This is a genomic window from Erwinia sp. S43 (assembly GCF_016624745.1).
Classification (GTDB): Bacteria; Pseudomonadota; Gammaproteobacteria; order Enterobacterales; family Enterobacteriaceae; genus Erwinia; species Erwinia coffeiphila.
Genome location: NZ_JACVTX010000019.1, coordinates 1 through 26,019, shown reverse-complemented (window position 1 = coordinate 26,019; position 26,019 = coordinate 1). Strand labels below are relative to the sequence as shown.

The window sequence follows — 26,019 nt, the reverse complement described above, 5'->3', positions numbered from 1 at the left end:
GTTATTATCAGGGTGCGAACTTTCCGCTTTACAACCTCAGGTATGCTACCTATAGTCAAAACGGTATTTTTTCAAAAAATACCAGCTAACCCGGTGTTTTTCATGCTGATTTAACAGACAGGATAAATAATCATGGTCAGAGCGACGATTGCCATCCACGGTGGTGCAGGCACGATAACTCGTACCAGTATGGATGCAAAAGCCGAGCAACGCTATCGTCAGGCGCTGATGCAGATTGTGGCCAGCGCCCAGGCGATGCTGGCCAGCGGTGCGAGCGCGCTGGATGCGGTGACCGAAGCGGTCCGTCTGTTGGAAGAGTGCCCGATGTTTAATGCCGGAGTGGGATCGGTATTTACCCATCAGGCGACCCATGAACTTGATGCCTGCGTGATGGATGGCCGTACGCTTGAAGCTGGTGCCGTCGCGGGCGTATCCCATATTCGCAATCCGGTGCTGGCAGCGCGCGCGGTGCTGGAACACAGTCCCCACGTGCTGTTCACTGGCGCCGGTGCGGAATCGTTTGCGGCTGCCCAGGGGCTGGAAATGGTTGCCGCTGACTTTTTCTCTACGCCGGGGCGTCGCAAACAGCTGGAACGCGCGCAGAACCAGCAGAAAGTGGTGCTGGATCACGACGAAGCCCGTTCGGGCGAGCCGCTCGACCCGGATCGTAAAATGGGCACCGTCGGTGCCGTCGCGCTGGATTCCGCAGGAAATCTTGCTGCCGCCACCTCCACCGGTGGCATGACCAATAAACAAGTTGGCCGGGTGGGTGACTCCCCGCTGCCGGGTGCGGGTTGCTATGCCAGCGATACGGTGGCGGTATCCTGTACCGGTACCGGCGAAGTCTTTATTCGTACTCTTGCGGCCTATGATGTTGCCGCGCTGATGAACTACGGCGGCCTGTCGCTTCAGCAGGCAACCGAACGGGTCGTTATGGAAAAAATCCCTCAGCTCGGCGGCAGCGGTGGGCTGATCGCCATCGATCGCCAGGGAAATGTGCTGTTGCCGTTTAACAGTGAAGGGATGTATCGCGGTTACGGCGTGGTCGGCGAAGCGCCGGTGGCGGCTATTTTTCGCGAGGAGTATTGATGAGCGCGCTTCACCAGCACAATGAACTGGTGCTGACGGTCAACGACCTCAGCGTGAGTTTTCAGCAGGAAGGTCAGCGCATTCAGGCGGTAAATAATCTCTCGTTAACGGTTCGCGAAGGCGAAACGCTGGCGATTGTCGGCGAGTCCGGTTCCGGTAAGTCGGTGACTTCACTGGCACTGATGCGGCTGGTAGAGCAGGGCGGCGGCAGCATTGATAGCGGCAGTATTCTGCTGCGTCGCCGCAACCAGCAGCGGGTCGATCTGGCGACGCTCTCCTCCCGGAAACTGCGTGAGATACGCGGGGCGGATATCGCGATGATCTTCCAGGAGCCGATGACTTCTCTGAACCCGGTGTTTCCGGTCGGTGAGCAAATCGCCGAGTCTATTCGCCTGCATCAGGGTAAAGATCACCAGCAGGCGCTGGAGGAAGCGAAGCGCATGCTGGATCTGGTCCGCATTCCGGAAGCTAAAAATATTATGTCCCGCTATCCGCATCAGCTCTCCGGCGGCATGCGTCAGCGGGTGATGATCGCCATGGCGCTCTCCTGTCGCCCGGCGTTGCTGATTGCCGACGAGCCGACCACCGCGCTGGATGTGACCATTCAGGCGCAGATCCTGCAGCTGATCCGCGTACTGCAAAAGGAAATGCAGATGGGGGTGATATTTATCACGCACGATATGGGCGTGGTGGCGGAAATGGCCGATCGGGTACAGGTGATGTATCGCGGTAACGTGGTGGAAACCGGCGAAGTAGAAACGCTGTTTTCCGCACCGAAAGAGCCTTACACCCGTGCGCTGCTGGCGGCGGTGCCAAAACTCGGTGCAATGACCGGTCGCCCCTTTCCGCAGAAGTTTCCACTGGTGGGTGACGAGGTTGCAGCGAACGAGCCGCCGCAGGATACCGTGCGTAAAGACGGCCCGCCGCTGTTGCAGGTTCGCGATCTGGTGACACGTTTTGATATTCGCAGCGGTATCTTTAACCGAGTTACACGGCGAGTGCACGCGGTGGAAAAAGTCAGCTTCGATCTTCATCACGGCGAAACGCTGGCGCTGGTCGGTGAATCCGGCTGTGGCAAATCCACCACCGGGCGATCGCTGCTGCGGTTGGTAGAGAGCCAGGGCGGCTCGATTACCTTTGACGGTAAGCGCATCGATCTGCTCAAGGGCAGTGCGCTGTCGCATCTGCGCCGCGATATTCAGTTTATTTTTCAGGATCCTTACGCCTCTCTCGATCCGCGTCTGACGGTGGGCTACTCGATTATGGAGCCGCTGCTGGTCCACGGCATCGCCCGCGGGCAGGAGGCCGAGCAGCGAGTGGCCAGCCTGCTGGAGCGGGTCGGGCTGCTGCCGGAACATGCGCAGCGCTATCCGCACGAATTTTCCGGCGGCCAGCGGCAGCGTATCTGTATCGCCCGGGCGCTGGCGCTGAATCCCAAGGTAGTCATTGCCGATGAATCGGTGTCTGCGCTGGACGTGTCGATTCAGGCACAGATTATTAACCTGATGCTTGACCTCCAGCGCGACTACGGCATTGCGTTTCTGTTTATTTCCCATGATATGGCGGTGGTTGAGCGCATCAGCCACCGGGTGGCGGTGATGTATCTGGGGCAGATCGTAGAGATCGGCCCGCGCCAGGCCGTCTTTGAAAATCCGCAGCATCCGTATACCCGCAAGCTGATGGCGGCCGTACCGGTCGCCCAGCCCGGCCATCGCCGCCGCGAGCGAGCGCTGCTTGTTGATGAAATTCCCAGCCCGATCCGTGCCCTTGGCGATGAGCCGCTGGTGGCCCCGCTGGTTGAGGTCAGTGCCGGGCATTATGTTGCCCGACATGTGATTAACCGCGCCTGATTATTTGATAATGAAAATAAGAGACAGGAGATTGAGATGATGGTTCTGAAAACGCGTAAGCTGTTGTTAACCGCCGGGCTGCTGGGCACTATTGCCGCTCTGCCTGCCTGGGCGGCGAAGGATGTCACTATCGCCGTGGCCTCCAACTTCACCACCCTCGACCCGTATGATGCCAACGATACGCTGTCGCAGGCGGTGGCAAAATCCTTCTATCAGGGCCTGTTTGGTTTTGATAAGGATATGAAACTGCAGAACGTGCTGGCCGAGAGCTATCAGGTCAGCCCCGACGGTCTGAACTACACCATTAAGCTGCGCAGCGGCGTGAAGTTCCAGGACGGTACGGAGTTCAACGCGGCGGCGGTGAAGGCCAACCTCGATCGTGCCAGCAATCCTGACAATCACCTCAAGCGCTTTAACCTGTTTAAAGTGGTATCCGGCACTGAAGTTATCGACCCGACCACGGTGAAAATTACGCTTTCGCAGCCGTTCTCCGCCTTTATCAATACCCTGGCCAGTCCGGTGGCGGCGATGATCTCCCCGGACGCGCTGAAGAAATACGGCAAGGATATCGGCTTCCACCCGGTGGGAACCGGTCCGTATGAATTTGTCACCTGGAACCAGACCGACTTCGTTAAAGTGAAGAAGTTTGACGGCTACTGGAAGCCGGGCTATCCGAAGCTGGACTCCATTACCTGGCGCCCGGTGGTCGACAACAATACCCGTTCAGCAATGCTGCAAACCGGTGAGGCGAACTTCGCTTTCCCTATCCCCTTCGAGCAGGCAAAACTGCTGGAGAAAAACAGCAAGCTCGATCTGGTCACCTCGCCATCGATTATGCAGCGCTACATCAGTCTGAATGTCACCCAGAAGCCGTTTGATAACCCGAAAGTGCGCGAGGCGATTAACTACGCGATTAATCGTGATGCGTTGGCGAAAGTGGCCTTTGCCGGTTACGCCACCCCGGCTACCGGTATTGTTCCGCCGTCTATTCAGTACGCGCAGAGCTATCCGGCACCGGAGTACAACCCGGCGAAGGCGCGCGAGCTGCTGAAAGAGGCGGGCTATCCTGACGGTTTCAGCACCACGCTGTGGTCCTCCCATAACCACAGCACCGCACAGAAGGTGCTGCAGTTTACCCAGCAGCAGCTGGCACAGGTGGGGATCAAGGTACAGCTGACGGCAATGGATGCCGGCCAGCGTGCGGCGCAGGTTGAAGATAAAGGCCAGAAAGAGAGCGGCGTGCGGATGTTCTACACCGGCTGGTCGGCATCAACCGGTGAAGCCAACTGGGCGCTGACGCCGCTGTTTGCCACTCAGTCCTGGCCGCCAACTATCTTTAATACCGCCTTCTACAGCAACCCGCAGGTGGATAAAGATCTGACCGACGCGCTGAATACCACCGACAGTGAGAAGAAATCCGCCCTGTATAAAGATGCCCAGGATCGCATCTGGAAAGATCAGCCGTGGGTGCCGCTGGTGGTAGAGAAGCTGGTTTCCGCCAACACTAAAAACCTGACCGGTTTCTACGTGATGCCGGATACCTCGTTCAGCTTCGACGATGCTGACCTGAAGTAACGCCCGACAGCAAAAACGCCCCCTGTTAAGGGGGCGTAGGAACATTGATGCTTAACTATTTTATTAAACGCCTGCTGGGCCTGATCCCGACGCTGCTGATTGTGGCGGTGCTGGTGTTTCTGTTTGTTCATCTTTTACCGGGAGACCCGGCGCGATTGATTGCCGGCCGCGAAGCGGATGCCGAAGTGGTGGCGATGGTACGCGAACAGCTGGGGCTGGATTTGCCGCTGCCGCAGCAGTTCTGGCGCTATATCACCAATGCGTTGCAGGGGGATTTTGGCCTGTCGATGGTATCAAAACGCCCGGTGTCTGAAGAGATTGCGCTGCGCTTTATGCCCACTTTCTGGCTGACGCTGAGCAGCATGGCGTGGTCGGTTGTTTTCGGCATGGCGATTGGCATTGTTTCCGCCGTGTGGCGCAACCGCTGGCCCGACCGTCTGGGGATGACGCTGGCGGTGTCCGGCATTTCCTTCCCGGCTTTTGCCCTGGGTATCCTGCTGATGCAGGTTTTTTCCGTTGAGCTGGGCTGGTTACCGACCGTTGGCGCCGACAGCTGGCAGCACTATATTTTACCCTCGATTACCCTTGGTGCCGCCGTAGCGGCAGTGATGGCTCGCTTTACCCGCGCATCGTTTGTCGAGGTGATGCAGGAAGATTACATGCGTACCGCACGGGCCAAAGGCGTACGTGAATCGCTGGTGGTGGTCAAACACGGCCTGCGCAATGCGATGATTCCGGTGGTCACCATGATGGGGCTACAGTTTGGCTTCCTGCTCGGCGGATCGATAGTCGTGGAGGTGGTGTTCAACTGGCCTGGACTGGGACGGCTGCTCGTTGATTCCGTTGAGATGCGTGATTATCCGGTGATTCAGGCCGAAGTGCTGCTGTTCTCATTGGAGTTTATCCTGATTAATTTGATGGTCGATATGCTCTACGCGGCGATCAATCCGGCAATTCGCTACAAATAAGGATGGTTGATGCTTAACTGGCGACGCAAAGCTGCGCTATCCGCACTGCCGACAATCAGCCCCGATCGTCTGCGTACCCCGTGGCGTGAGTTCTGGCGGCGTTTTCGTCGTCAGCATCTGGCGATGGCGGCAGCCATATTTATCGTGCTGCTGGTCGTGGTGGCTGCATTTGCCCCCCTGCTGGCACCGTTTGATGCGGAAAACTATTTTGACTACGACAGGCTTAATGAAGGGCCGTCGATGCTGCACTGGTTCGGCGTGGATGCGCTGGGCCGCGATATCTTCAGCCGAGTACTGCTCGGTGCGCGTTTGTCGCTGGTTGCCGGGGTCTTTTCGGTGGCGGTGGGGGCCGCTATCGGCACGCTGCTGGGTTTGCTGGCCGGCTATTACGAAGGCTGGTGGGACCGCATTATTATGCGCATCTGCGACGTGCTGTTCGCCTTTCCCGGTATCCTGCTGGCGATAGCGGTGGTGGCGGTGCTTGGTAACGGCATGTCCAACGTGATCCTCGCGGTGGCGATTTTCAGCATTCCAGCCTTTGCCCGGCTGGTGCGCGGTAATACCCTGGTATTGAAGCACCTGACCTATATTGAATCCGCTCGCAGCATCGGTGCGCCGGACTGGGTGATTATTCTGCGCCATATTCTGCCGGGAACGCTCTCTTCCATCGTGGTGTATTTCACGATGCGTATCGGCACCTCAATTATCTCTGCCGCCAGCCTGTCGTTTCTGGGGCTGGGTGCTCAGCCGCCAACCCCGGAGTGGGGCGCAATGCTCAATGCGGCGCAGGCGGATATGGTGATGGCGCCGCACGTGGCGATCTTTCCGAGTCTGGCCATTTTCCTGACGGTGCTGGCCTTCAATCTGCTGGGGGATGGTCTGCGCGATGCGCTGGACCCTAAACTGAAGCACTGATAGCACTTTGAGCGCGCAGGGAGAGCTGTGCGCTCAAACCATCCGGTTGACATTACCCAACGCCCACCGCGCGGTTCACATTATCCAGCTCAGAGCCTTTAACTTACATCGTCCTTCTCACGCTGCATCATCCAACTTACATCGTCCTTCTCACGCTGCATCATCCAACTTACATCATCCTTCTCACGCCACATCATCCAGCTTACATCATGTGGCTGAGCACGATCGCGGCAGCGTAAATTGCGATGGCAACAATGCTGATGCAGGTTCCGCAGGAAATCGCCTTCGCCGAGCGGCCGGTGCCGAGGTAGTGGGTTTCCAGCACGATAATATTCGCTGCGGGCGGCAGCAGGCAGAACAGATACAGCGCGGCCGCGTTATCGGTCAGTATCTGAATGCCATAAAGATGCCCACATAACAACAAGGTGCTGACCAGCAGGAAAATGGCCCCGCCGCGCAGTAGAAAAGGGCGCAGCTCGTTACGGAAATCCGCTGCCGTCACCCGGACTTTCGCCAGCCAGATTCCCAGAATAGCCATCCCAAGGAAGCTCATCAGAAATTTGGCGGCATCGTAAAGTCCTTCCCCGAATTGGGTAATCTGCTCGCCGAAAGGGATCAGCGCGATACCCGCACCCAGCGCCAGCACCGGCGGTGTTTTTAGCAGACCTTTCAGATCCAGGCCTGCGCCGGAGAGCATACCTGCGCCAATCGCATTGCCAAAAATAGAGCTGCCGACGTACGCGGCGATAAAGATCACTACCGCCTGAGCGGAGAACAGAGCGCTGACGATGGGCAGACCCAGCCAGCCGATATTCAGATAGAAAAAGCAAAGATGCTGCACCGGATCGCGGCTAACAAGGCGGCCAACGCTCAGTAAAATCAGCATTAACAGCGCGGTGACCAGAATAATACCGCTCATGGCATGAAAGTGGCTGGAGACGTTATAGATGATGACCAGCGGAATGATGAGTCGGGTTAACAGCAGGGAAGCCAGCGCTTTGAAATCCCAGCGGCTGTGCCCCATAGCGTAACCCGCCAGCAGATAAATCAGCGGTAGGAAAATGGTCATCGGCGTTCCTTAGCGTTTTTTCCGGCTGAATGATATAGCACTTTTGTTAATGAATTGTCATTGACTAATAGGCTGGCAGGAAAAAATTGCGTGGCATCTCACTGCCATAAAAGATTTTTTCGGCTGCCGTAGAGGAAATCAACATCCCTGCATATGATGAAAAAGACATCAATTCACGCTGTTTTCCACAACAAGGAACTTCTCCATGATAACGATGCATTTGAAGTGGTCTGCCGGGCTGGTCATGCTGAGTTTAATACTGGCGGGCTGTTCCTCTAAAGTGGCTGAGCCGACGCAATTTTCAGGATTTCTCTCCGATTACTCGCAGCTAAAACCAACCAGTTCTCCGAGCGGTCATCAGACCCTACGCTGGATTTCGCCAACCTTTAAGTCAGCGGATTATAGCGGAATTTATTATACGCCGGTGGTGTACTATCCTGCCGCCCGGCCGACGGCACGTATCAGCCAGCAGACTTTAGACCAGGTGCGTGGCTATGTGGACACTCAGCTTCAGCAGGCCGCAGCTCGGCATAAGCCGCTGGTGAGTAAACCGGGGCCGGGGACGCTAATTTTGAAAACCGCAATTACTGCGGTGAGTGCGGAAAATCAGGATATGAAATTCTATGAGGTGGTGCCGGTTGCAGCGGTCGTTGCCAGCACAATGGCGGCTTCAGGCCACCGTACGCAGAACAGCGTTCTGTTCCTTGAGCTGGAGCTGCTGGATGCGCGTACCGGTGAGCCGGTGGTGAAGGTGGTCCGTAAGGCGTACGGTAAATCCGTTGCCAATAACAGCGCACCGATTACCTTCGACGAGTTGCGCAGCGGTATTGATGAGATGGTACAGGATGCGGCGGCGTTTCCGGCGCTGCAATAGCGGGGCGGGTGATGTTTGAGGAAACGACGCTAACTGGCAGTACCCATGTCCTGCCTCTAAGTTGTTTGCATCGCTTGGAGTTGGCGCTGGCTGGCCGTGCCCCCGTTCGGGCGGTCCTCGCGCCGCGTTGCGGTTCCTTCACTTCGTTCGTCAGCCTCACGGACCGGCCCAGACGCGCGTCCTGCGCGGCTGGGCCTTTCGCCTGCGTCCATGCAGGCGAATCCTGGCTTCCTCTCTGCATTCAGCGCTGCGGATTGCCCGAACGGGGGCACGGCCAGCCTGCTTTCTGACTTTTGTGTTGCCTGAAAAATGAATCCTGGTTTTCTCTCTGTGTTTAGTGCTGTGGATTGTCTATCAGGGGACAGCCAATCCGCTCTCTGAATTCTGAGTTATCTGATAATTAAATGACTTTGTAGGTTCATGCTTACATCCGATGCAAAAGCGACGTTCATGCAGCGATGAAATGCTCAAAGGGGAAAGCCTCTGCTGCTGCGTAAGGGCATCCACAGCGCTGAGGTGGAGGCATTACGCCAGGAGAAGGCAGCAGGGATGCTGCCATCAGGCCGAGTTTGAACAGGGATGTTCAATCCTGGCCGATCCGTCGGCGAAATGGCGTAACCGAAGGCACCGCAACGCGGCGTGAGGACCGCCCTGAAGCAGCAGCAGAGGCTGCCCCCTGGCATCCATTCCTCAGCGCCATCTTTATTACTCATTAAGGTTTTGTAAAAAGCCCGCCGCTTTAGCCCCGATTCGCTACGGTTATCTGATACATCCCGTTACGGAGAGAAAACAATGTTCAAACCTCTGGCCACTGTTAGCCTGCTTGCACTGCTGTTTAGTCCGACGGCGATGGCGGAAAACGTAACGGTTGAAGAGCTTCAGGATGGCCTTAATCATCCCTGGGCACTGGCGTTCTTACCTGATAATCAGGGGGTGTTAATCACTGAACGATCCGGCGAGCTTCGGCGTTGGCAGGCCGGAAAAGGGCTATCTGCACCGCTTAAAGGCGTACCGGAAGTCTGGACCCGCAGCCAGGGAGGCCTGCTTGACGTGGTGCTGGCCCCCGACTTTGCCGAGAGCCGCCGCGTCTGGCTGAGCTATACGCGGGGCGAGCCGGATGGACGCGGTGGGGCTGCCGTAGGCTATGGCAGGTTGAGCGAGGATTATCAGCAGCTCAGCGATTTCCGCGAAGTCATCCGCCAGCAGCCGGGCCTTTCCGGCGGGGCTAATCTGGGTACCCGCATGGCGTTCGACGGCAGTGGCAATCTGTTTATCGCTTTCGGGGATAACTTTCAGGCTGAAAAAGCGCAGGATCTGAATGCACTACAGGGAAAAATTGTGCGGCTGAAGGAGGATGGTTCAATACCACCGGATAATCCGCTAGTGGGTAAAGCAGGGGCGCGCCCGGAAATCTGGATGTGGGGAATGCGCAACCCGCAGGGGCTGGCGCTCAATCCCTGGACCCGGCAGATGTGGGAGAGCGAACACGGTCCGCGCGGTGGTGATGAAGTGAATGTTTTACGTAAAGGGGCCAACTACGGCTGGCCACTGGCGACCTGGGGTATCGATTACAGCGGCGCGAAAGTTCCCGGCTCAAAAGGCGGCGAGGTTGAGGGAACGCTGCAGCCGATCTGGTACTGGAAGGTTTCACCCGCTATCAGCGGTATGGCATTTTATAACAGCGACCGTTTTTCGCAGTGGAAAAACTCGCTTTTTATCGGCGCGCTGAAGGAAAAGAATCTGATTCGGCTCAGTCTGAACGGCGAGCGGGTAGTCGATCAGCAGCGCCTGCTTGAGGATCGCGGCGAGCGCATTCGCGATGTCCGCGTGGGGCCGGACGGCTGGCTGTATCTGCTCACCGATGAGTCCGACGGCAAGCTGCTGCGGGTGGGACTGGCTCCCTGAAATAGCGCTCTAGCGTACCCAATTACACACTTCCCAGCCGCGCTGCTGCGCCAGGGAGAGCAGTGTATCGGCGGGATTCACCACGTGCGGGCGATCGGCATTTTCCAGCATCGGCAGATCGTTTATTGAGTCGCTGTAGGCCCAGGTTTTCTCAAACTGACGGGCGCTGCTCTGTGACAGCCAGCGATTAACGCACTCCACCTTGCCTTCTTTATAGGTCAGCGGTCCGAAGATTTTGCCGCTGTAGCGGCTGTCGACCACCTCGACGCCAATGGCCAGTGCGCAATCGGCACCCAGTCGTTGCGCAATGGGGGCCACCAGATGCTCGCCGCTGGCGGAAATCACCATTACCGTATCGCCGCGCTGCTGATGCCAGCGCATACGATCGCGTGCCGCCGGATAGACGCGCGGCACAATGTCACGCTGGATAAATCGACGTATCCAGCCGCTAACCGTCGAGGTCGCCAGGCCCGCCAGCGGTGCAAGCGTAGTATCCATATATTCTTCCATTGAAAGGGTACCCTGATAGTACCGATCCATCAGCGCCTGCTCCTGTTGAAGGATCGCGGGAGGGGCGAAGCCCTGAGAAACCAGCCAGTGTAGCCATAATCCTGTGCTGTCTTCACAAATAATAGTTTCATCCAGGTCAAACAGTGCGAGATCCATGGTCACTCCTCCTCAGCAGATTGCTCTCAGAGTAGCGAATTATTGTGACAGGCTTAACCGTTTAACCCTAATTCAGAATTTGTCCTGGTGTAATCGTGTCGGGGTTGGTGATTATTTACCCATCATGACAGGCAAGGTTAAGATTTATCTAATAAACTCTAAGAAACTTTACGGTTCGAAGGTTCTTTTAAGTGATGTAACGTCTTAGTGTAGGGTGGCTCTGTACCCGATTGCGCTTCGAATACACGTCTTTCAAATGGATATCCGGTCACGCCATGAAGAAAAAACTCCTTTCTGCCAGCGTTTTTACGCTGGTCACTGCCACAACGGTGTTATTAACACTGCCAGCGGCCTACGCTGAACAGGCTCCTGCTGCGCCTCAGATTGATGCCAAAGCCTGGATATTGATGGATTACAACAGCGGTAAAGTGCTGACGGAATACAAGGCGGACGACCGCCTCGATCCGGCCAGCCTGACCAAAATGATGGCCAGCTATGTGATTGGTCAGGCGTTGAAATCCGGCAAGATTAACAAAGATGATATGGTCACCGTGGGTAAAGATGCCTGGGCGACCGGCAATCCAGTATTGCAGGGGTCATCGCTGATGTTCCTGAAGCCGGGGGATCGCATCCCGGTTTCAGAGCTGAACAAGGGCATTATCATTCAGTCCGGCAATGACGCCAGTATTGCCCTGGCGGATTATGTTGCGGGCAGTCAGGATTCTTTCGTTGGCCTGATGAACAACTACGTGAAGGCGCTGGGTTTACAGAATACCCATTTTAAGACGGTACACGGGCTGGATTCCGACGGGCAGTACAGTACCGCTCGTGATATGGCGCTGATTGGTCAGGCCCTAATCCGTGATGTGCCCGATGAGTATGCGATTCACAAAGAGAAAGAGTTTACTTTCAATAAAATCCGCCAGTACAACCGCAATCGCCTGCTGTGGAGCACCAATTTGCAGGTGGACGGCATTAAGACCGGCCATACTTCCGGCGCGGGAAATAACCTTGTCGCATCGGCGGTTGACGGCGATCAGCGGCTGATTTCCGTGGTTCTCGGTACGGCGACCGATGCGATTCGCATGCGTGAAAGCGAGAAGCTGTTGACCTGGGGGTTCCGCTTTTATGAAACGGTGACCCCGATAAAGGCCGGTAAACCGTTTGCCACGCAGCGCGTCTGGTACGGTGAGCAAAGCGAGGTCAATCTTGGTGTTGCTAAGGATGCGGCAATCACCGTGCCGAAGGGACAGATGAAGAATCTGAAAGCCAGCTTTACGCTGACTCAGCCGCAGCTTACTGCGCCGCTGGCAAAAAATCAGGTGGTTGGCACCATTGATTTCCAACTGGATGGCAAATCCATCGATCAGCGTCCGCTGGTGGTATTGGATGAAGTGAAAGAGGCGGGATTCTTTGGCCGTATCTGGGACTTTATCGTGATGAAAATCACCGGGCTGTTTAGCTAACGCTAATTGTTGCTGACTTGCGCTCGTGAAGCAGGGGCGGACCGATCGGTCCGCCCGCTGAGGAACATCAGATTAAATCGTAAACCACGGCGGAAATCGCCACCAGGCCTACCAGCACCACAAACACGTTGCTCAGCTTGCCGCTGTACTTGCGCATTGCCGGAACTTTGTTAATGGCATACATCGGCATCAGGAACAGCAGCACGGCGATAATCGGGCCGCCCAGGCTTTCGATCAGGCCGAGAATGCTCGGGTTCAGCGTGGCAACAATCCAGGTCGTTACCAGCATAAACAGCGCGGTAAAGCGGTTCAGTTTATTTTCAGCAATGGTTTTACCGCGGCTGCGCAGCATCTTATTCACCGTACCGTTGAAGCCTTCACGCGCGCCAAGATAGTGGCCGAGGAAAGATTTGGTGATCGCCACGATGGCAATCATCGGTGCCAGCCACGCCATCAGCGGAGTGCTGAAGTGGTTTGCCAGGTAGGACAGGATGGAAATGTTCTGCGCTTTGGCTTCCGCCAGGTTTTCCGGTGACAGGCTCAGCACGCAGCTGAACACAAAGAACATTACTGTAATCACCATCATGATATGGCTGCGGGCCAGGATGCGGGAGCATTTATTCTCGGCCATTTCGCCGTACTCACCGCGTTTGGCTACGGCAAAGGCGGAAATAATCGGTGAATGGTTGAAGGAGAAGACCATTACCGGGATCGCCAGCCACAGTGTCATGAGCAGGCCACTGCCGCTGCCGCTCAGGCTGACGTTGTTGAAAATCGAGCTGTTCCAGTGTGGGATCAGATAGAGCGCCAGCGCCATTAGTACCAGAACAAACGGATACACCAGCATGCTCATGGTTCGGACGATAATGTCTTTACCAAAACGCACGATGGTCATCAGACCGACGATCAGAATCAGCGACAGCAGCGCGCGCGGCGGTGCCTGCATTTGCAGCTGATGAGTCATAAAGCTTTCGACGGTGTTGGTAATCGCTACGCTGTAAACCAGCAGGATAGGGTAGATGGCGAAGAAATAGAGCAGGGTGATCAGCTTACCTGCACCTACTCCAAAGTGCTCTTCCACCACTTCGGTAATATCGCCGTCAGGTTTGCTGCCTGAAAGCACGAAGCGGCACAGTCCACGGTGGGCAAAGAACGTCATCGGGAAGGCCAGCAGCGCCATAATGATCAGTGGGATCAGGCCACCGATTCCGGCGTTAATCGGCAGGAACAGCACACCTGCGCCAATGGCCGTGCCGTACAGGCCCAGCATCCACATGGTGTCGGTTTTACGCCACGTACTGGCATCCTGAGGGGCTACGGGATTGAGCACCGCTGTTTGGGATGAGTCCATCACTTTCTCCAGTGTTTAAAAACAATTAATTAAATCGCTTAACATCCGCTCAGCAATTTTTAATTACCGATAACGGATTTAATTAATCACGCTGATTTTTATGGCGCACACTCTACCATCAGAAAAAATAGATGAAAGCACTGGATGATCTATTACCGGTGATCGCAGTCACAATTCCATTACCTTTTTTGGTGTGAACCTCTGTCGACGGAGGTTTTGCAGGGATTATCTACCAGGTAACTGCTTTCTTGACAGGCATTTAAACTGAATTTAAGGTTTTTTAAATGGTTAAATAGTAGTCTTGTTGGCTGTTTTTTGTTAGTGCCTGTTTTTATATTTTATTAAAAACAATGAGTTATTTTAAATTTATGGATTGAAGTGTTGCTGGTTTAATCAATTGCGCAACGGTAGTGGGCAGGCAGCATTTAATTCGGACTTATTGCGCAATAAGAAAAGCGGAGAGAGGAAGAGGTTTATCCTGGCGTTGCGGGCCGGAGGATTCCGGCCCGTCAAATAATTAGTGGCGTACCCAGCCTTTACTGATTGGAAAAGCAAATACCGTGCGATAAAGAGAAGAGAGCAGCGGTAACAGGCGACTACCGAACATCAGCCAGAAAATTTGTGCAAACAGGCAGGACAATACGCCGACCAGCAGCCCGCCCAGCATATCCATTGGCCAGTGGACGCCAAGGTAGATGCGCGACCAGGCGATAGCTGCACCGGTAGCCAGCAGAACGGCGCCGGACCAGATGCGATGCCAGGCAATAAACGCCAGTGCAAAGGTAAAGATCACCGTGCCGTGATCGCTGGGGTAGGAGTCATCAGGGGCATGGGCAAGATACTGGTGGCCAAGCCCGATTGCGAAGGGGCGAGGATGCGGGAAAAGATGGCCGAGGCTCCAGGATATTGCCAGCGCATACAGCAGCGCCACACCGGTTTTCACCACCAGCACGCGCTGTGAGGTCAGCTGGCTGCGTGGCCCCCACAGCCACAGTACGACGATCATCAGCGGGACGATGGCAATCACGTCGCGGGCTATAAACGTTGCCAGTGCGATCAGCCACCCCGGCGAGTCACCGTTGGCGTTGATCCAGAGAAACAGCGAGCGGTTAATCTCTTCCATCATTGTATTTATTTCCTCTTCATTTTAAACAGATGCGTCACGCACCCGAAAATTACACACTGCGTCAGCCAGACCCACCACGCGGCCCAGAGGTTGTGGGACATGAAGTGTGCGCCTCGCATAATCTGACCAAAGCCCATGGCCGTCCCCAGTACCAGCGCCGCCCACCAGCAGCACCAGGCGAGGCGCGGGCGACGAGGCCAGAACAGGAAAAACAGCGCCATCGCACTGAATCCGCTGGAGGCATGCCCCCCCGGGAAGCAGCGGCCCGGCCCGCTATTTTCGGGAATAGATCCGAATAGCGGATAGGAAACGGCATGACCACCAAACTGCACCAGGTCCCACGGGCAGGAATGCGCACTGCTGCTTTTCAGCACACCAACCACCAGCGGTCCGATACCCATCAGCAGTGCCACCAGTACCCAACGCCACTGACGGCGTACGATCCCGGCAATCAGCAGCAGTACACCGCCGCCGATGACCAGGTCTTTTAAAAGGCGGTGGTTAATCACATCCAGCCAGACGTTATCTTTCCATGGAAACCGCTGAGTCAACGGGTCATACCACATCTGGCTAATGGCCATGTCCCAGCTTTCACTGCGCGACAGCCAAATCAGAAACATCGCGCTCAGCACTAACAGCACGGATTGCTTAAAATAAAAGTCAGCCGGAAGAGGGTAAAGAGCTTCCCTCCTAATTACGCGCTTCGTTTCGGGTTTGTTGAGAATTGATGACATTTTTATGACGCTTTGACGATAAGTACAGGGAGTCTACAATGCCTGAAAGCGCTTAAGGCAACATTAAGAGCGGAAGGAAAGGAGGCTGTGGAAGTTACGGAGCAGAAAAGAAAAAAACCCGCTAAACATAATGTTTAACGGGCTCCTCAATTTGGGGATTTCAAAGAAAAGCAGTGGCATTAATTCAGACTGCACCCCGCCATAAAAGTTCTCTGAAGTCCCTAAATATTTTTTGTCAGCCGAAAATCGGCCAGATTACCACGATCAGCGTACCGGCGAGCGTAAGCAAAACGTTAGCAATCGCATAAGTTCCTGCATATCCCAGTGCCGGGATGTTGCTGCGTGCGGTATCGCTGATAATCTCCATCGCCGGGGCGCAGGTACGTGCCCCCATAATGGCACCAAACAGCAGGGCGCGGTTCATCTTGAGTATCAGCGCGCCAAACAGGAAGCAGATCACTACCGGCAGCAGGCTGACAATCAGGCCGGCAGCCAGCATCAGCAGACCGGTTTCACCCAGCCCCTGATTAATTCCGCTGCCTGCGCTAAGCCCGACGCCGGCCATAAACACCATCAGGCCAAACTCTTTCACCATCGTGAGTGCACCCTGCGGGATATAACCAAACGTTGGGTGGTTAGCCCGCAGGAAACCGAGCATGATCCCGGAAAACAGCAGCCCGGCGGCATTACCAATGCCAAAGTTGAAGCTGCTGAACTGGAAGTTAATCATGCCGATCATCAGACCGATGATAAAGAAGGAGCAGAAGGCCAGCAGGTCGGTTACCTGGCTGTGGATCGAAATAAAGCCAATGCGGTCAGCAACGGACTTCACGCGCTTTGCTTCACCGCTGATGTGCAGCACATCACCTTTATTCAGGATGATGCTGTCGTCGATCGGCATTTCAATCTGGCTGCGGATAACCCGGTTGAGGAAGCAGCCGTGATCGGTCAGCTTGAGCTGGCTGAGCCGCTTGTTAACCGCATTGTTATTTTTCACCACGATTTCTTCATTAACGATGCGCATGTCCAGCAGATCGCGGTCGAACACCTCTTTGCCGTTACGGAAGCTGGGATCGAGGCGCGAATGGGCATCCGGGTAACCCACCAGTGAAATCTCGTCGCCGGGCTGGAGTACCGCATCGCCATCGGGATTTGCCAAAATACCATTGCGGCGAATACGTTCGATATAGCAGCCGGTCTGCCGGTAAATGCCCAGTTCGCGCAGATTTTTGCCGTCGCTCCATGCGACTAATTCGGGGCCAACGCGATAGGCGCGGATCACCGGAAGGTAGACTTTCCGCTTGCTGTCCGGGTCGAGGCCGCGTTCGCGGGCGATTTGCTGAGCGCTGGTCGGCAGATCCTGGTGCTGCAGTTTGGGAAGATAGCGGGCGGCGACAATCAGGCTGACGAGGCCAATCAGATAGGTCAGGGCATAGCCGAGGCTGAGATGATCCTGCGCCTGGCTGAGGCTACCGCTTTCGGTCATTGTTTGCCGCAGGGTATCACCCGCACCCACCAGCACCGGCGTAGAGGTCATTGAACCGGCCAGCATCCCGGCAGTCAAACCGATGTCCCAGCCGAAAAGTTTGCCCAATCCCAATGCAAGAATCATTGCGCTGGTGACCATGACCACCGCCAGCATCAGATAATTTTTTCCATCCCGGAAAAATATAGAAAAAAAGTTCGGGCCCGCTTCAACTCCGACACAAAAAATAAATAACATAAAGCCTAAATTCAGGGCTTCGGTATTAATAGAAAAATGCTGTTGACCGAGCAGCAAAGAAACCACTAAAACGCCAATGGAATTACCCAGTTGTACCGAGCCGAGTCGTAATTTTCCTAAACACAGGCCCAGTGATAAAACAACAAACAATAACAGTATGTAATTTCTACTTAACAAGTCTGCGACGTTTATATTCACGGTTTAACTTCTTGTTTACCATTAACCTATTGATGAAAGGGCATTTATGCGCTAAATTTTACCCGCCAGGCCCCGTTGCAGTTCAGCCACAGCATGAGAGCTGCGGGCTAATTTTTAGCAATGATGTTTACGGATAAAGCGACGACTATTTTAATCGTTATACTGCCTTACAGCCAGCATCCGCCTGGTTTATTTTTAGCAATATCAAGATAATTAAATTTGTTGTTGTATAACAATCACACGCTCATTCTTTTTGAATTGATGTTGGGTTAAAAATAACCTGGAGAAGATTCTGATGTGGGTTAAAGCCTTCAGCTGGTCTGGTGTTATTGCCTGCAGCTCTCTTTATGGGTTGCTCTTTCTTGCCGTGCGTTATCTGATCGCTATCGGTGGGGCTAACCACGTCCAGTTTGGCCTGCTGCTGTTTATGATCCCCGGCGCGCTGGCGGCGCTGATGTCGAAAGAGGCTCCGTTTACCGTTTTACTGCTGGCGGTGCTGTTGGCGTCGCCGCCCTGCCTGGCGCTAATGCAGCTAAGCACTTTCCATAGCGTGGGGCTGGGTCAGGAGATCGCGATTATCACCAGCGCGGTTTTCTGGTGTGGCTCAGGGGCATTGGCGGTGATGCTTTGCCGAACGCTGGTGGAGATTCATCAGCGGCAGAGCAGAGGGTAAGGGGAGCGAAGAGGGAAGTACAGCATCAGGGGGTGCGATATCGCCTCCCCTGAGGAACAAAGCCGTTAAGACTGGAACAGTCCCAGATTAGCTTTAGCGTAGGCTTCAAAATCAGTGCAGCCACCGATGTGAGTCTGATCAAGGAAGATCTGCGGCACGGTTTCAACAGGTTTACCCACGGTCTTCTCCAGATCTGCTTTGGTGATCCCTTCCGCATGAATGTCCACATAGCGGAAGTTAAAATCATCACGCTCTTCAGTCAGTTTCTCAGCCAGTTCTTTAGCACGTACGCAGTAAGGGCAGCCCGGGCGTCCGAAAATCACAGCAAACATAGATGTCTCCTCAAGGGTTGGATTCTTTTATGTGACTTAAGTCACAACTTATTGCTCAATGCCGCCTATGATGCCCGCAACCCCTGTTGAATGAAAGAAGGAATTACCTGTTGGTATGATTCGTACAGGCTATACCCCTTGCGTTTTTCTGCTCTTTTAAGGCAGAGTGTGGCGGCGCGAGGCCGGGACTTTTGGGTTGATTAACAGAGCGTAAGGAGAGTCAAAATGCGTGCTTTTACTCAGTTACCGCGACCGGTTCTTATTCTCGAAGCCCTGGGTGGAATCGTGTTGCTTATTGCCCTGCTGACGCTGCATGACGTGCTTCCTTTGCCACCCCCTTTCACCGGTAAACTGGCCGTAACCGGCATGATTTTCGCCGGGATTGTCCTGATGCTGCCCGCCGCCATCGTGATGATGTGGCGCACCGCTAAAGCTATGGCCCCGGACTTATTTAACACGCGCCGTTCGCATACCAGGAAAAAAGGAGATTCTCATGACGCCGACCATTGATTTGCTCTGCGCCCATCGTTCCATTCGCGCTTTTACCGAGCGGAAGATGACCGGGGAGCAGCGCGCTGCCATTCTTGCCGCTGCGCAGTCGGCTTCCAGCTCCAGTTTTTTACAGTGCACTTCAATAGTACGCATCAGCGATCCCGCACTGCGTGAGGCACTGGTCACCCTGAGCGGTGGGCAAAAATATGTTGCCCAGGCCGCCGAGTTCTGGGTGTTTTGCGCCGATTTTAATCGCCTGCAGCAGATTTGTCCGGATGCGCAGCTGGGGCTGGCAGAGCAGCTGCTGCTGGGCTGTGTTGATACCGCATTGATGGCGCAGAACGCAATGACCGCTGCGGAATCGCTGGGTTTTGGCGGCGTGTTTATCGGCGGTATTCGCAATAATATCGCCGAGGTGACCCAACAGCTTAAGCTGCCGAAATATGTGCTGCCGCTGTTTGGGTTGTGCCTGGGGGAACCCGCGCAGAACCCGGTTTTCAAGCCGCGCATGCCTGCAACAATGCTGGTGCATGAAAACCAGTATCGGGCTCTGGAACCGGCCGAGCTGGAAGAGTATGACCGCCAGCTGGAAAATTACTACCTGAGCCGTGACAGCAATCGCCGCGTTGAAAGTTGGAGTGACCATATTCGTAAAACGCTGGTGAAAGAAAGCCGACCGTTTATGCTTGATTACCTGCACCAGCAGGGCTGGGCTACGCGCTGATCTTCCCGCTTCCGGAGGTAACTGTTGAAAATTGCCGTGCTTTCTCGCGATGGTTCGCTTTATTCCTGTAAACGTCTGATGGAGGCTGCGCGCGCGCGTGGCCACAGTGTAGAGATCATCGATCCGCTCTCCTGCTATATGAATATCAACCCTGGCTCGTCGGCGATTCATTATCGAGGTCGGCAGCTGGAACATTTTGATGCCGTGATCCCGCGTATTGGTCCTTCTACCACTTTCTATGGAACGGCGGTGCTGCGCCAGTTCGAGATGTGCGGAAGCTATCCTCTTAATGAGTCGCTGGCGATTGCTCGTGCGCGCGATAAGCTGCGCTCGCTACAGCTGCTGGCCCGCGCCGGGATTGCCATGCCAATTACCGGTTTTGCGCACTCGCCGGACGATACCAGCGACCTGATTAAAATGGTTGGCGGCGCGCCGCTGGTGGTGAAGCTGCTGGAAGGAACCCAGGGTATTGGCGTGGTGCTGGCGGAAACACGGCAGGCGGCGGAAAGCGTGATCGACGCCTTTCGCGGGCTGAATGCGCATATTCTGGTTCAGGAGTTTATTAAAGAAGCGCAGGGGCGGGATATTCGCTGCCTGGTGATCGGTGGCGAAGTCGTTGCCGCTATTGAACGGGTGGCGAAAGAGGGGGAATTCCGATCCAATCTGCATCGTGGCGGCAGCGCCCGACGCGTGGTTATTGACGATCGCGAGCGGGAAATTGCGGTTCGTGCGGCCGCAACGCTCGGTCTGGATGTGGCCGGGGTTGATATTCTCCGTGCTGAACGCGGCCCGCTGGTTATGGAGGTCAACGCCTCTCCCGGACTGGAAGGCATTGAAAAAACGACCGGTCTTAATATTGCTGCAATGATGATCGGCTGGATCGAAGAACAGGCTCGTCCAGGTTTCTGCCTCAAAACCGGTGGCTGATGTCTTATTTCTGTCGTAAACGTGGTTTTTATTAACGATTTTCCGTAAGCTAGTGCGCAATTTTATGGCGGCAAGAGATAAAGCATATGGATTCACTCATCGTCCCGGATCTCGACGTATTACGGCGTTGGCTGGATCAGCAAAGCATCACCTGGTTTGAGTGTGATTCCTGCCAGGCCCTTCATCTGCCGCATATGCAGAATTTTGATGGTGTGTTTGATGCCAAACTGGATCTGGTTGATAACGTGATCCTGTTTTCGGCGCTGGCCGAAGTGAAGCCTACTGCGCTGATTCCGCTGGTCGGAGATTTGTCGCAAATTAACGCCAGTTCACTGACGGTGAAGGCGTTCCTCGATATTCAGGATGATAATCTGCCAAAACTGATTGTCTGCCAGTCGCTCAGCGTGAGTGCCGGTGTGACTTACGCGCAGTTCGTTCACTTTATGAAGCAGAGTGAAGAGCAGATTTCGATGATTGTGATGGAAGCTTTTGCCAATCATCTACTGATGATCGGTGAAGACGAAGAGCGGGCACCGGTCATTACCGGGCACTCTATGCTGCACTGATTCTATTCTCTCCTCCCCGGGCAGTAAATCATACTGCCCGACAGCCCGACAGCCCGACAGCCCGACAGCCCGACAGCCCGACAGCCAATATCCCGGTTTCCGACTTTTCAGCATTCTGCTTAATTATTTGCGCGAGCTGTATTTTTCCTGCCTCTTACCGTCCGAACGCCACCACTTTTTATTCTGCATTTTGCCCTTAATTGCCAGATATCTATCGCTGTTTATGCCGCGAATGGCATATCACGTAGAGGAAACATGCATAGAAAATCGATAAAAGGCGTTTTTTACGCTAAGGTCTGGTCTGGACCAGTGAGTGGGGCTATTCTTGCGTTGCCGTATTCATGCGTGCAACGTCGCTACAAATATAGGTTTTTTCTATTAACGGCGCAGTGAATAATGATTCATTGTGGACCTGTATTTTGCGGCAAGCGCTCACCGGTTCGCTTGCTGAGAAATGTACCTCTGGGTACTGCTGTGATTATCCCTGTTCAGGAGAATGGAAGATGTTCAACCAACGCAAAAAATGGTTGTCAGGTGTGGTTGCGGGTGCGCTGATGGCGATCTCCGCTGGCTCTCTGGCGGAAGATAAAACGCTGCACGTTTATAACTGGTCTGATTATATTGCGCCAAACACCGTAGCCGATTTTGAAAAGCAAACCGGCATCAAAGTCGTTTATGACGTGTTTGACTCTAATGAAGTACTGGAAGGCAAACTGATGGCGGGCAGCACCGGCTATGACGTGGTGGTGCCATCTTCCAGCTTCCTGGCGCGTCAGCTGCAGTCCGGTGTGTTTCAGCCGCTGGATCGCAGCAAGCTGCCAAACTATAAAAACCTCGATCCGGATCTGATGAAAAAGCTGGAACAGCACGATCCGGGCAACAAATATGCTATTCCTTACCTGTGGGCTACCACCGGCATCGGCTATAACGTTGATAAAGTGAAGGCCGCGCTGGGTAAAGATGCGCCGGTTGACAGCTGGGATCTGGTACTGAAACCGGAAAACCTCGAAAAACTGAAAAGCTGTGGCGTGTCGTTCCTGGATGCCCCGGAAGAAATCTTTGCAACCGTGCTGAACTACCTGGGTAAAGATCCGAACAGTAGTGATGCAAAAGATTACTCGGGTGCGGCAACCGATCTGCTGTTGAAACTGCGTCCAAGCATTCGTTACTTCCACTCTTCTCAGTACATTAACGACCTGGCGAACGGTAACACCTGTGTGGCGATTGGCTGGGCGGGTGACGTTCTGCAGGCGAAGAAACGTGCGGAAGATGCGAAAAACGGCGTCAACATTGCCTACAGCATTCCTAAAGAGGGTGCCTTGGCGTTCTTCGATATGCTGGCGATCCCTAAAGATGCGAAAAATACCGATGCGGCCTATCAGTTCATCAACTATCTGATGGAACCGAAAGTGATGGCGCAGATCTCTAATACCGTCTTCTATGCCAGCGGCGTGAAAGCATCGATTCCGTTTGTTGATGAAGCTATCCGCAACAACCCGGGTATCTACCCAACTCCAGAAACCATGGCAAAACTGTTTACGCTTAAGTTGCAGGACCCGAAACTTGATCGTGTGCGCACCCGTGCATGGACTAAAGTTAAAAGTGGTAAATAACTGAGTAGTGAGTCTGACTCACTCTTGCTAAGCAGCAGAGGCCGGTTATCGGCCTCTGTTTGTTATTTTTGGGCCTGTCCCACAGCGGGAAGGCTCTTTAGCGCCGGAGAGTAATGGTAGTGAACGACGCGATCCCCCGTCCTCAAAGCAAGGCTGGCAGGGCGTTAACGCCGCTGCTGGAAATCCGTAATCTGACGAAATCGTTTGATGGTCAGCACGCGGTAGATGATGTCAACCTTACCATCTACAAAGGCGAAATCTTCGCCCTGCTGGGTGCATCTGGCTGCGGTAAGTCTACGCTGCTGCGTATGCTGGCCGGGTTTGAAAGCCCGACGCAGGGGCAAATCCTGCTGGATGGCCAGGACCTCTCCCACGTGCCGCCCTATCAGCGCCCAATCAACATGATGTTTCAGTCCTATGCGCTGTTCCCCCATATGACGGTGGAGCAGAATATCGCCTTCGGACTCAAGCAGGACCGCCTGCCCAAAGCGGAAATCGCCAGCCGCGTGGCCGAAATGCTGACCCTGGTACACATGCAGGAATATGCTAAACGTAAACCGCACCAGCTTTCCGGCGGTCAGCGTCAGCGTGTGGCACTGGCACGTAGCCTGGCGAAGCGACCTAAACTGCTGCTGCTGGATGAGCCAATGGGCGCACTGGATAAAAAGCTGCGCGACCGTATGCAGCTGGAAGTCGTCGATATTCTTGAGCGTGTCGGGGCTACCTGCGTGATGGTGACGCACGATCAGGAAGAAGCGATGACCATGGCGGGCCGTATTGCCATTATGAACCGCGGCAAGTTTGTGCAGATCGGCGAGCCGGAGGAGATTTACGAGCATCCGACAACCCGTTTCAGCGCTGAGTTTATTGGATCGGTTAACGTCTTCGAAGGCCTGCTGCGCGAACGCCAGGAAGACGGGCTGATTATTGACAGCCCGGGACTGGTACATCCGCTGAAAGTGGCGAGCGATGTGTCGGTGCTGGACGGCGTGCCGGTGTACGTGGCGCTGCGCCCTGAAAAAGTGCTGCTGTGCGACGATGTTCCGGCCGACGGCTTCAATTTTGCCGTGGGTGAGGTGGTACATATTGCTTATCTGGGCGACCTGTCTATCTATCACGTGCGCCTGCGTAGCGGACAGATGATCAGCGCTCAGTTGCAAAACGGCCAGCGTTTCCGCAACGGTACGCCGACATGGGGTGATGAAGTTCGCCTGTGTTGGGATGCCGATAGCTGTGTGGTTCTGACGGTATAAGCGGGGGGAATAATGAGCCAATTTTCTGAACGTACCACCAAACCACCGAGCGTGCGGCGCATCGGCGTTTCGCTGCTGACCCGGCTGCAGATGGCCCACGGCCGCAAGCTGGTGATAGCACTGCCTTACATCTGGCTGTCGCTGCTGTTTTTACTGCCCTTCCTTATCGTACTGAAAATCAGCTTTGCTGAGGTGGCGCGCGCGATCCCGCCCTACACCGAACTGCTGACCTGGGCTGACGATCAGTTGAGTATGGTGTTGAATCTCGGCAACTACTTTACTCTGACCGACGATCCGCTTTATATCGATGCCTATCTGCATTCGCTTCAGGTTGCGGCCATTTCAACGGGCATCTGCCTGCTGATCGGCTATCCGCTGGCCTGGGCGGTGGCGCATGCCTCACCCTCAACGCGCAATATCCTGCTGCTGCTGGTGATCCTGCCATCCTGGACCTCTTTCCTGGTCAGGGTATATGCGTGGATGGGTATTCTGAACGATAACGGTATTTTAAACCGCTTCCTGATGTGGACTGGCGTGATCGATCACCCGATCGCCATTCTGTACACCAATATGGCGGTGTATATCGGTATTGTTTACTGCTATCTGCCGTTTATGGTGCTGCCAATCTATACCGCACTGACCCGCATCGATTATTCGCTGGTGGAAGCGTCTCTCGACCTCGGCGCGCGTCCGCTGAAGACCTTCTTCAGCGTGATTGTGCCGCTGACGAAAGGCGGCATCATTGCCGGTTCAATGCTGGTATTTATCCCGGCAGTGGGCGAGTACGTGATCCCGGAACTGCTGGGCGGACCGGACAGTATTATGATTGGCCGCGTGCTGTGGCAGGAGTTCTTCAACAACCGAGACTGGCCTGTGGCTTCTGCGCTGGCGGTGATTATTCTGCTGATCCTGATCATGCCGATCGTCTGGTTCCACAAGCATCAGAACAAAGAAATGGGGGATAAGGCATGAACAGTTTGCCGACCATTCGCTCGAAGTGGCGTACGGCGATCCTCGCTGTTTGTTTCTTCTTCCTCTATGCGCCGATGCTGCTGCTGGTGATCTATTCGTTTAACTCGTCGCAGCTGGCCGCGTGGGAAAGCTTCTCGTTCCACTGGTATAACGTGCTGTTCCACGACGATGCGATGATTAGCGCCGTCACGCTCAGCCTGTCGATTGCCGCACTGTCGGCAACGGCGGCGGTGATCCTCGGCGCCATTGCCGCCGTGATCATTGTGCGCTTTGGTCGCTTCAAGGGATCGACCGGTTTTGCTTTTATGCTGACGGCACCGTTGGTCATGCCCGACGTGATTACCGGTCTTTCGCTGCTGCTGCTGTTTGTGGCGATGGCGAACGCCTTTGGCTGGCCTGCCGATCGCGGGATGTTGACCATCTGGCTGGCGCACGTGACCTTCTGTACCGCGTATGTGGCGGTAGTGATCAACTCGCGCCTGCGGGAGCTGGATCGGTCAATCGAAGAAGCGGCAATGGATCTGGGGGCAACACCGCTGAAGGTGTTCTTTGTGATCACCGTGCCGATGATCGCGCCGGCCATCGTCACCGGCTGGCTGCTGGCCTTTACGCTGTCTCTGGATGATTTAGTGATTTCCAGCTTTGTTACCGGACCGGGGGCTACAACGCTGCCGATGCAGATCTTTGCCACCGTTCGTCGCGGTGTGAATCCGGAAATCAACGCGCTGGCTTCGTTAATTCTGTTTGTGGTTGGGCTGGTGGGCTTTATCGCCTGGCGTCTGATGGCACACGAAGAGAAACAGCGAATCAAGGATATTCAGAAGGCCCGTTCCGGGCATTGAGTTGTCAGGCGGGTGCGTTCGTCTTCAGCATCCGGTCGACGAACCACCAGGGCGCGGGCTTCCTGCCCGCGCCCCCCCTGATGGCCCCAACCCGGGAGTTGAGAACGGGGCCGGGG

At 54.9% G+C, this 26,019-nt stretch carries 24 protein-coding genes; 17 read left to right on the top strand and 7 right to left on the bottom strand.

Translation table 11 applies throughout. From position 1 onward, the window contains the following. Positions 1 to 132: 132 nt before the first annotated feature. The 5 genes from IBT47_RS19150 to gsiD are packed head-to-tail and all read left to right on the top strand — an operon-like array spanning position 133 to position 6,397. Positions 133 to 1,089: an isoaspartyl peptidase/L-asparaginase gene (locus tag IBT47_RS19150; protein WP_105593499.1), complete on the top strand. Its 957-nt coding sequence runs from the start codon at positions 133 to 135 to the stop codon at positions 1,087 to 1,089. After that, positions 1,089 to 2,939 (top strand): glutathione ABC transporter ATP-binding protein GsiA, encoded by a 1,851-nt coding sequence (gsiA, locus tag IBT47_RS19145; RefSeq protein ID WP_200562206.1) that lies wholly within the window; start codon positions 1,089 to 1,091, stop codon positions 2,937 to 2,939. Before IBT47_RS19150 ends, gsiA begins: the two co-directional genes overlap by 1 nt. A 36-nt stretch (positions 2,940 to 2,975) precedes the next feature. Continuing rightward, complete coding sequence (gene gsiB, locus IBT47_RS19140; RefSeq protein WP_200562204.1) at positions 2,976 to 4,514, top strand: glutathione ABC transporter substrate-binding protein GsiB; 1,539 nt, start codon at positions 2,976 to 2,978, stop codon at positions 4,512 to 4,514. 47 nt (positions 4,515 to 4,561) lie between these two features. Continuing rightward, positions 4,562 to 5,482, top strand: a complete 921-nt coding sequence (gene gsiC / locus IBT47_RS19135; RefSeq protein WP_105593496.1) for a glutathione ABC transporter permease GsiC — start codon at positions 4,562 to 4,564, stop codon at positions 5,480 to 5,482. Between the two features lie 9 nt (positions 5,483 to 5,491). After that, positions 5,492 to 6,397, top strand: coding sequence for a glutathione ABC transporter permease GsiD (gene gsiD, locus IBT47_RS19130; RefSeq protein WP_200562202.1), 906 nt, complete (start codon positions 5,492 to 5,494; stop codon positions 6,395 to 6,397). A gap of 202 nt (positions 6,398 to 6,599) precedes the next feature. Here the strand turns inward: gsiD and IBT47_RS19125 are convergent, their stop codons facing one another. After that, positions 6,600 to 7,466, bottom strand: coding sequence for a permease (locus IBT47_RS19125; RefSeq protein ID WP_200562200.1), 867 nt, complete (start codon positions 7,464 to 7,466; stop codon positions 6,600 to 6,602). Between the two features lie 205 nt (positions 7,467 to 7,671). Between IBT47_RS19125 and IBT47_RS19120 the strand changes: the two genes are divergently transcribed. Next, positions 7,672 to 8,340 (top strand): DUF3313 domain-containing protein, encoded by a 669-nt coding sequence (locus tag IBT47_RS19120; RefSeq protein ID WP_234471990.1) that lies wholly within the window; start codon positions 7,672 to 7,674, stop codon positions 8,338 to 8,340. A 792-nt stretch (positions 8,341 to 9,132) separates the two neighbouring features. Beyond that, positions 9,133 to 10,245 carry a PQQ-dependent sugar dehydrogenase gene (locus IBT47_RS19115; RefSeq protein WP_200562197.1) on the top strand — a complete coding sequence of 371 codons (1,113 nt, stop codon included), beginning with the start codon at positions 9,133 to 9,135 and terminating at the stop codon, positions 10,243 to 10,245. A 9-nt stretch (positions 10,246 to 10,254) separates the two neighbouring features. On the opposite strand, the gene IBT47_RS19110 is transcribed toward IBT47_RS19115, so the two are convergent. Next, positions 10,255 to 10,911 carry an HAD family phosphatase gene (locus IBT47_RS19110; RefSeq protein ID WP_200562195.1) on the bottom strand — a complete coding sequence of 219 codons (657 nt, stop codon included), beginning with the start codon at positions 10,909 to 10,911 and terminating at the stop codon, positions 10,255 to 10,257. Between the two features lie 275 nt (positions 10,912 to 11,186). Here IBT47_RS19110 and IBT47_RS19105 point away from each other — a divergent pair, with 275 nt between their 5' ends. Beyond that, positions 11,187 to 12,377 (top strand): serine hydrolase, encoded by a 1,191-nt coding sequence (locus IBT47_RS19105; protein ID WP_200545741.1) that lies wholly within the window; start codon positions 11,187 to 11,189, stop codon positions 12,375 to 12,377. Positions 12,378 to 12,444: 67 nt separating this feature from the next. On the opposite strand, the gene IBT47_RS19100 is transcribed toward IBT47_RS19105, so the two are convergent. The 4 genes from IBT47_RS19100 to IBT47_RS19085 form a co-directional block, all read right to left on the bottom strand. Next, positions 12,445 to 13,728 (bottom strand): HAAAP family serine/threonine permease, encoded by a 1,284-nt coding sequence (locus tag IBT47_RS19100; protein ID WP_105593490.1) that lies wholly within the window; start codon positions 13,726 to 13,728, stop codon positions 12,445 to 12,447. 517 nt (positions 13,729 to 14,245) lie between these two features. Beyond that, positions 14,246 to 14,851 carry an undecaprenyl-diphosphate phosphatase gene (gene ybjG, locus IBT47_RS19095; RefSeq protein ID WP_200545818.1) on the bottom strand — a complete coding sequence of 202 codons (606 nt, stop codon included), beginning with the start codon at positions 14,849 to 14,851 and terminating at the stop codon, positions 14,246 to 14,248. Between the two features lie 8 nt (positions 14,852 to 14,859). Then, on the bottom strand, positions 14,860 to 15,588 hold the full coding sequence (locus tag IBT47_RS19090) for a phosphatase PAP2 family protein (RefSeq protein ID WP_234471989.1): 729 nt from the start codon (positions 15,586 to 15,588) through the stop codon (positions 14,860 to 14,862). Positions 15,589 to 15,823: 235 nt separating this feature from the next. Further along, a complete protein-coding gene (locus IBT47_RS19085) occupies positions 15,824 to 17,509 on the bottom strand; it encodes an aspartate:alanine antiporter (protein ID WP_200562193.1) in 1,686 nt (561 codons plus the stop codon). Positions 17,510 to 17,804: 295 nt separating this feature from the next. On the opposite strand from IBT47_RS19085, the gene ybjM reads away from it, so the two are divergent. Continuing rightward, the gene (gene ybjM, locus IBT47_RS19080; RefSeq protein WP_105593487.1) at positions 17,805 to 18,182 is read left to right on the top strand and encodes an inner membrane protein YbjM; all 378 of its coding nucleotides are present in this window, start codon (positions 17,805 to 17,807) and stop codon (positions 18,180 to 18,182) included. A gap of 65 nt (positions 18,183 to 18,247) precedes the next feature. Here ybjM and IBT47_RS19075 read toward each other — a convergent pair whose 3' ends face one another. Continuing rightward, on the bottom strand, positions 18,248 to 18,514 hold the full coding sequence (locus IBT47_RS19075; RefSeq protein ID WP_105593486.1) for a GrxA family glutaredoxin: 267 nt from the start codon (positions 18,512 to 18,514) through the stop codon (positions 18,248 to 18,250). Between the two features lie 225 nt (positions 18,515 to 18,739). On the opposite strand from IBT47_RS19075, the gene IBT47_RS19070 reads away from it, so the two are divergent. From IBT47_RS19070 to potI, 8 genes are all read left to right on the top strand, one after another. After that, positions 18,740 to 19,024 carry a YbjC family protein gene (locus tag IBT47_RS19070; protein WP_200562192.1) on the top strand — a complete coding sequence of 95 codons (285 nt, stop codon included), beginning with the start codon at positions 18,740 to 18,742 and terminating at the stop codon, positions 19,022 to 19,024. After that, the gene (gene nfsA, locus IBT47_RS19065; protein ID WP_200562191.1) at positions 19,008 to 19,730 is read left to right on the top strand and encodes an oxygen-insensitive NADPH nitroreductase; all 723 of its coding nucleotides are present in this window, start codon (positions 19,008 to 19,010) and stop codon (positions 19,728 to 19,730) included. The genes IBT47_RS19070 and nfsA overlap by 17 nt, the downstream gene beginning before the upstream one ends. A 24-nt stretch (positions 19,731 to 19,754) precedes the next feature. Then, positions 19,755 to 20,657, top strand: a complete 903-nt coding sequence (gene rimK / locus IBT47_RS19060; protein ID WP_105593483.1) for a 30S ribosomal protein S6--L-glutamate ligase — start codon at positions 19,755 to 19,757, stop codon at positions 20,655 to 20,657. A gap of 86 nt (positions 20,658 to 20,743) precedes the next feature. Beyond that, on the top strand, positions 20,744 to 21,223 hold the full coding sequence (locus IBT47_RS19055) for a YbjN domain-containing protein (protein ID WP_105593482.1): 480 nt from the start codon (positions 20,744 to 20,746) through the stop codon (positions 21,221 to 21,223). A gap of 503 nt (positions 21,224 to 21,726) precedes the next feature. Beyond that, entirely contained in the window at positions 21,727 to 22,836 is a 1,110-nt protein-coding gene (potF, locus tag IBT47_RS19050; RefSeq protein WP_105593481.1) for a spermidine/putrescine ABC transporter substrate-binding protein PotF, read from the top strand. 119 nt (positions 22,837 to 22,955) lie between these two features. Then, positions 22,956 to 24,089: a putrescine ABC transporter ATP-binding subunit PotG gene (gene potG / locus IBT47_RS19045; RefSeq protein ID WP_200545819.1), complete on the top strand. Its 1,134-nt coding sequence runs from the start codon at positions 22,956 to 22,958 to the stop codon at positions 24,087 to 24,089. Positions 24,090 to 24,101: 12 nt separating this feature from the next. Then, positions 24,102 to 25,061: a putrescine ABC transporter permease PotH gene (potH, locus tag IBT47_RS19040; protein ID WP_105593479.1), complete on the top strand. Its 960-nt coding sequence runs from the start codon at positions 24,102 to 24,104 to the stop codon at positions 25,059 to 25,061. Continuing rightward, complete coding sequence (gene potI, locus IBT47_RS19035) at positions 25,058 to 25,903, top strand: putrescine ABC transporter permease PotI (RefSeq protein ID WP_200562189.1); 846 nt, start codon at positions 25,058 to 25,060, stop codon at positions 25,901 to 25,903. The genes potH and potI overlap by 4 nt, the downstream gene beginning before the upstream one ends. Positions 25,904 to 26,019: the final 116 nt, after the last annotated feature.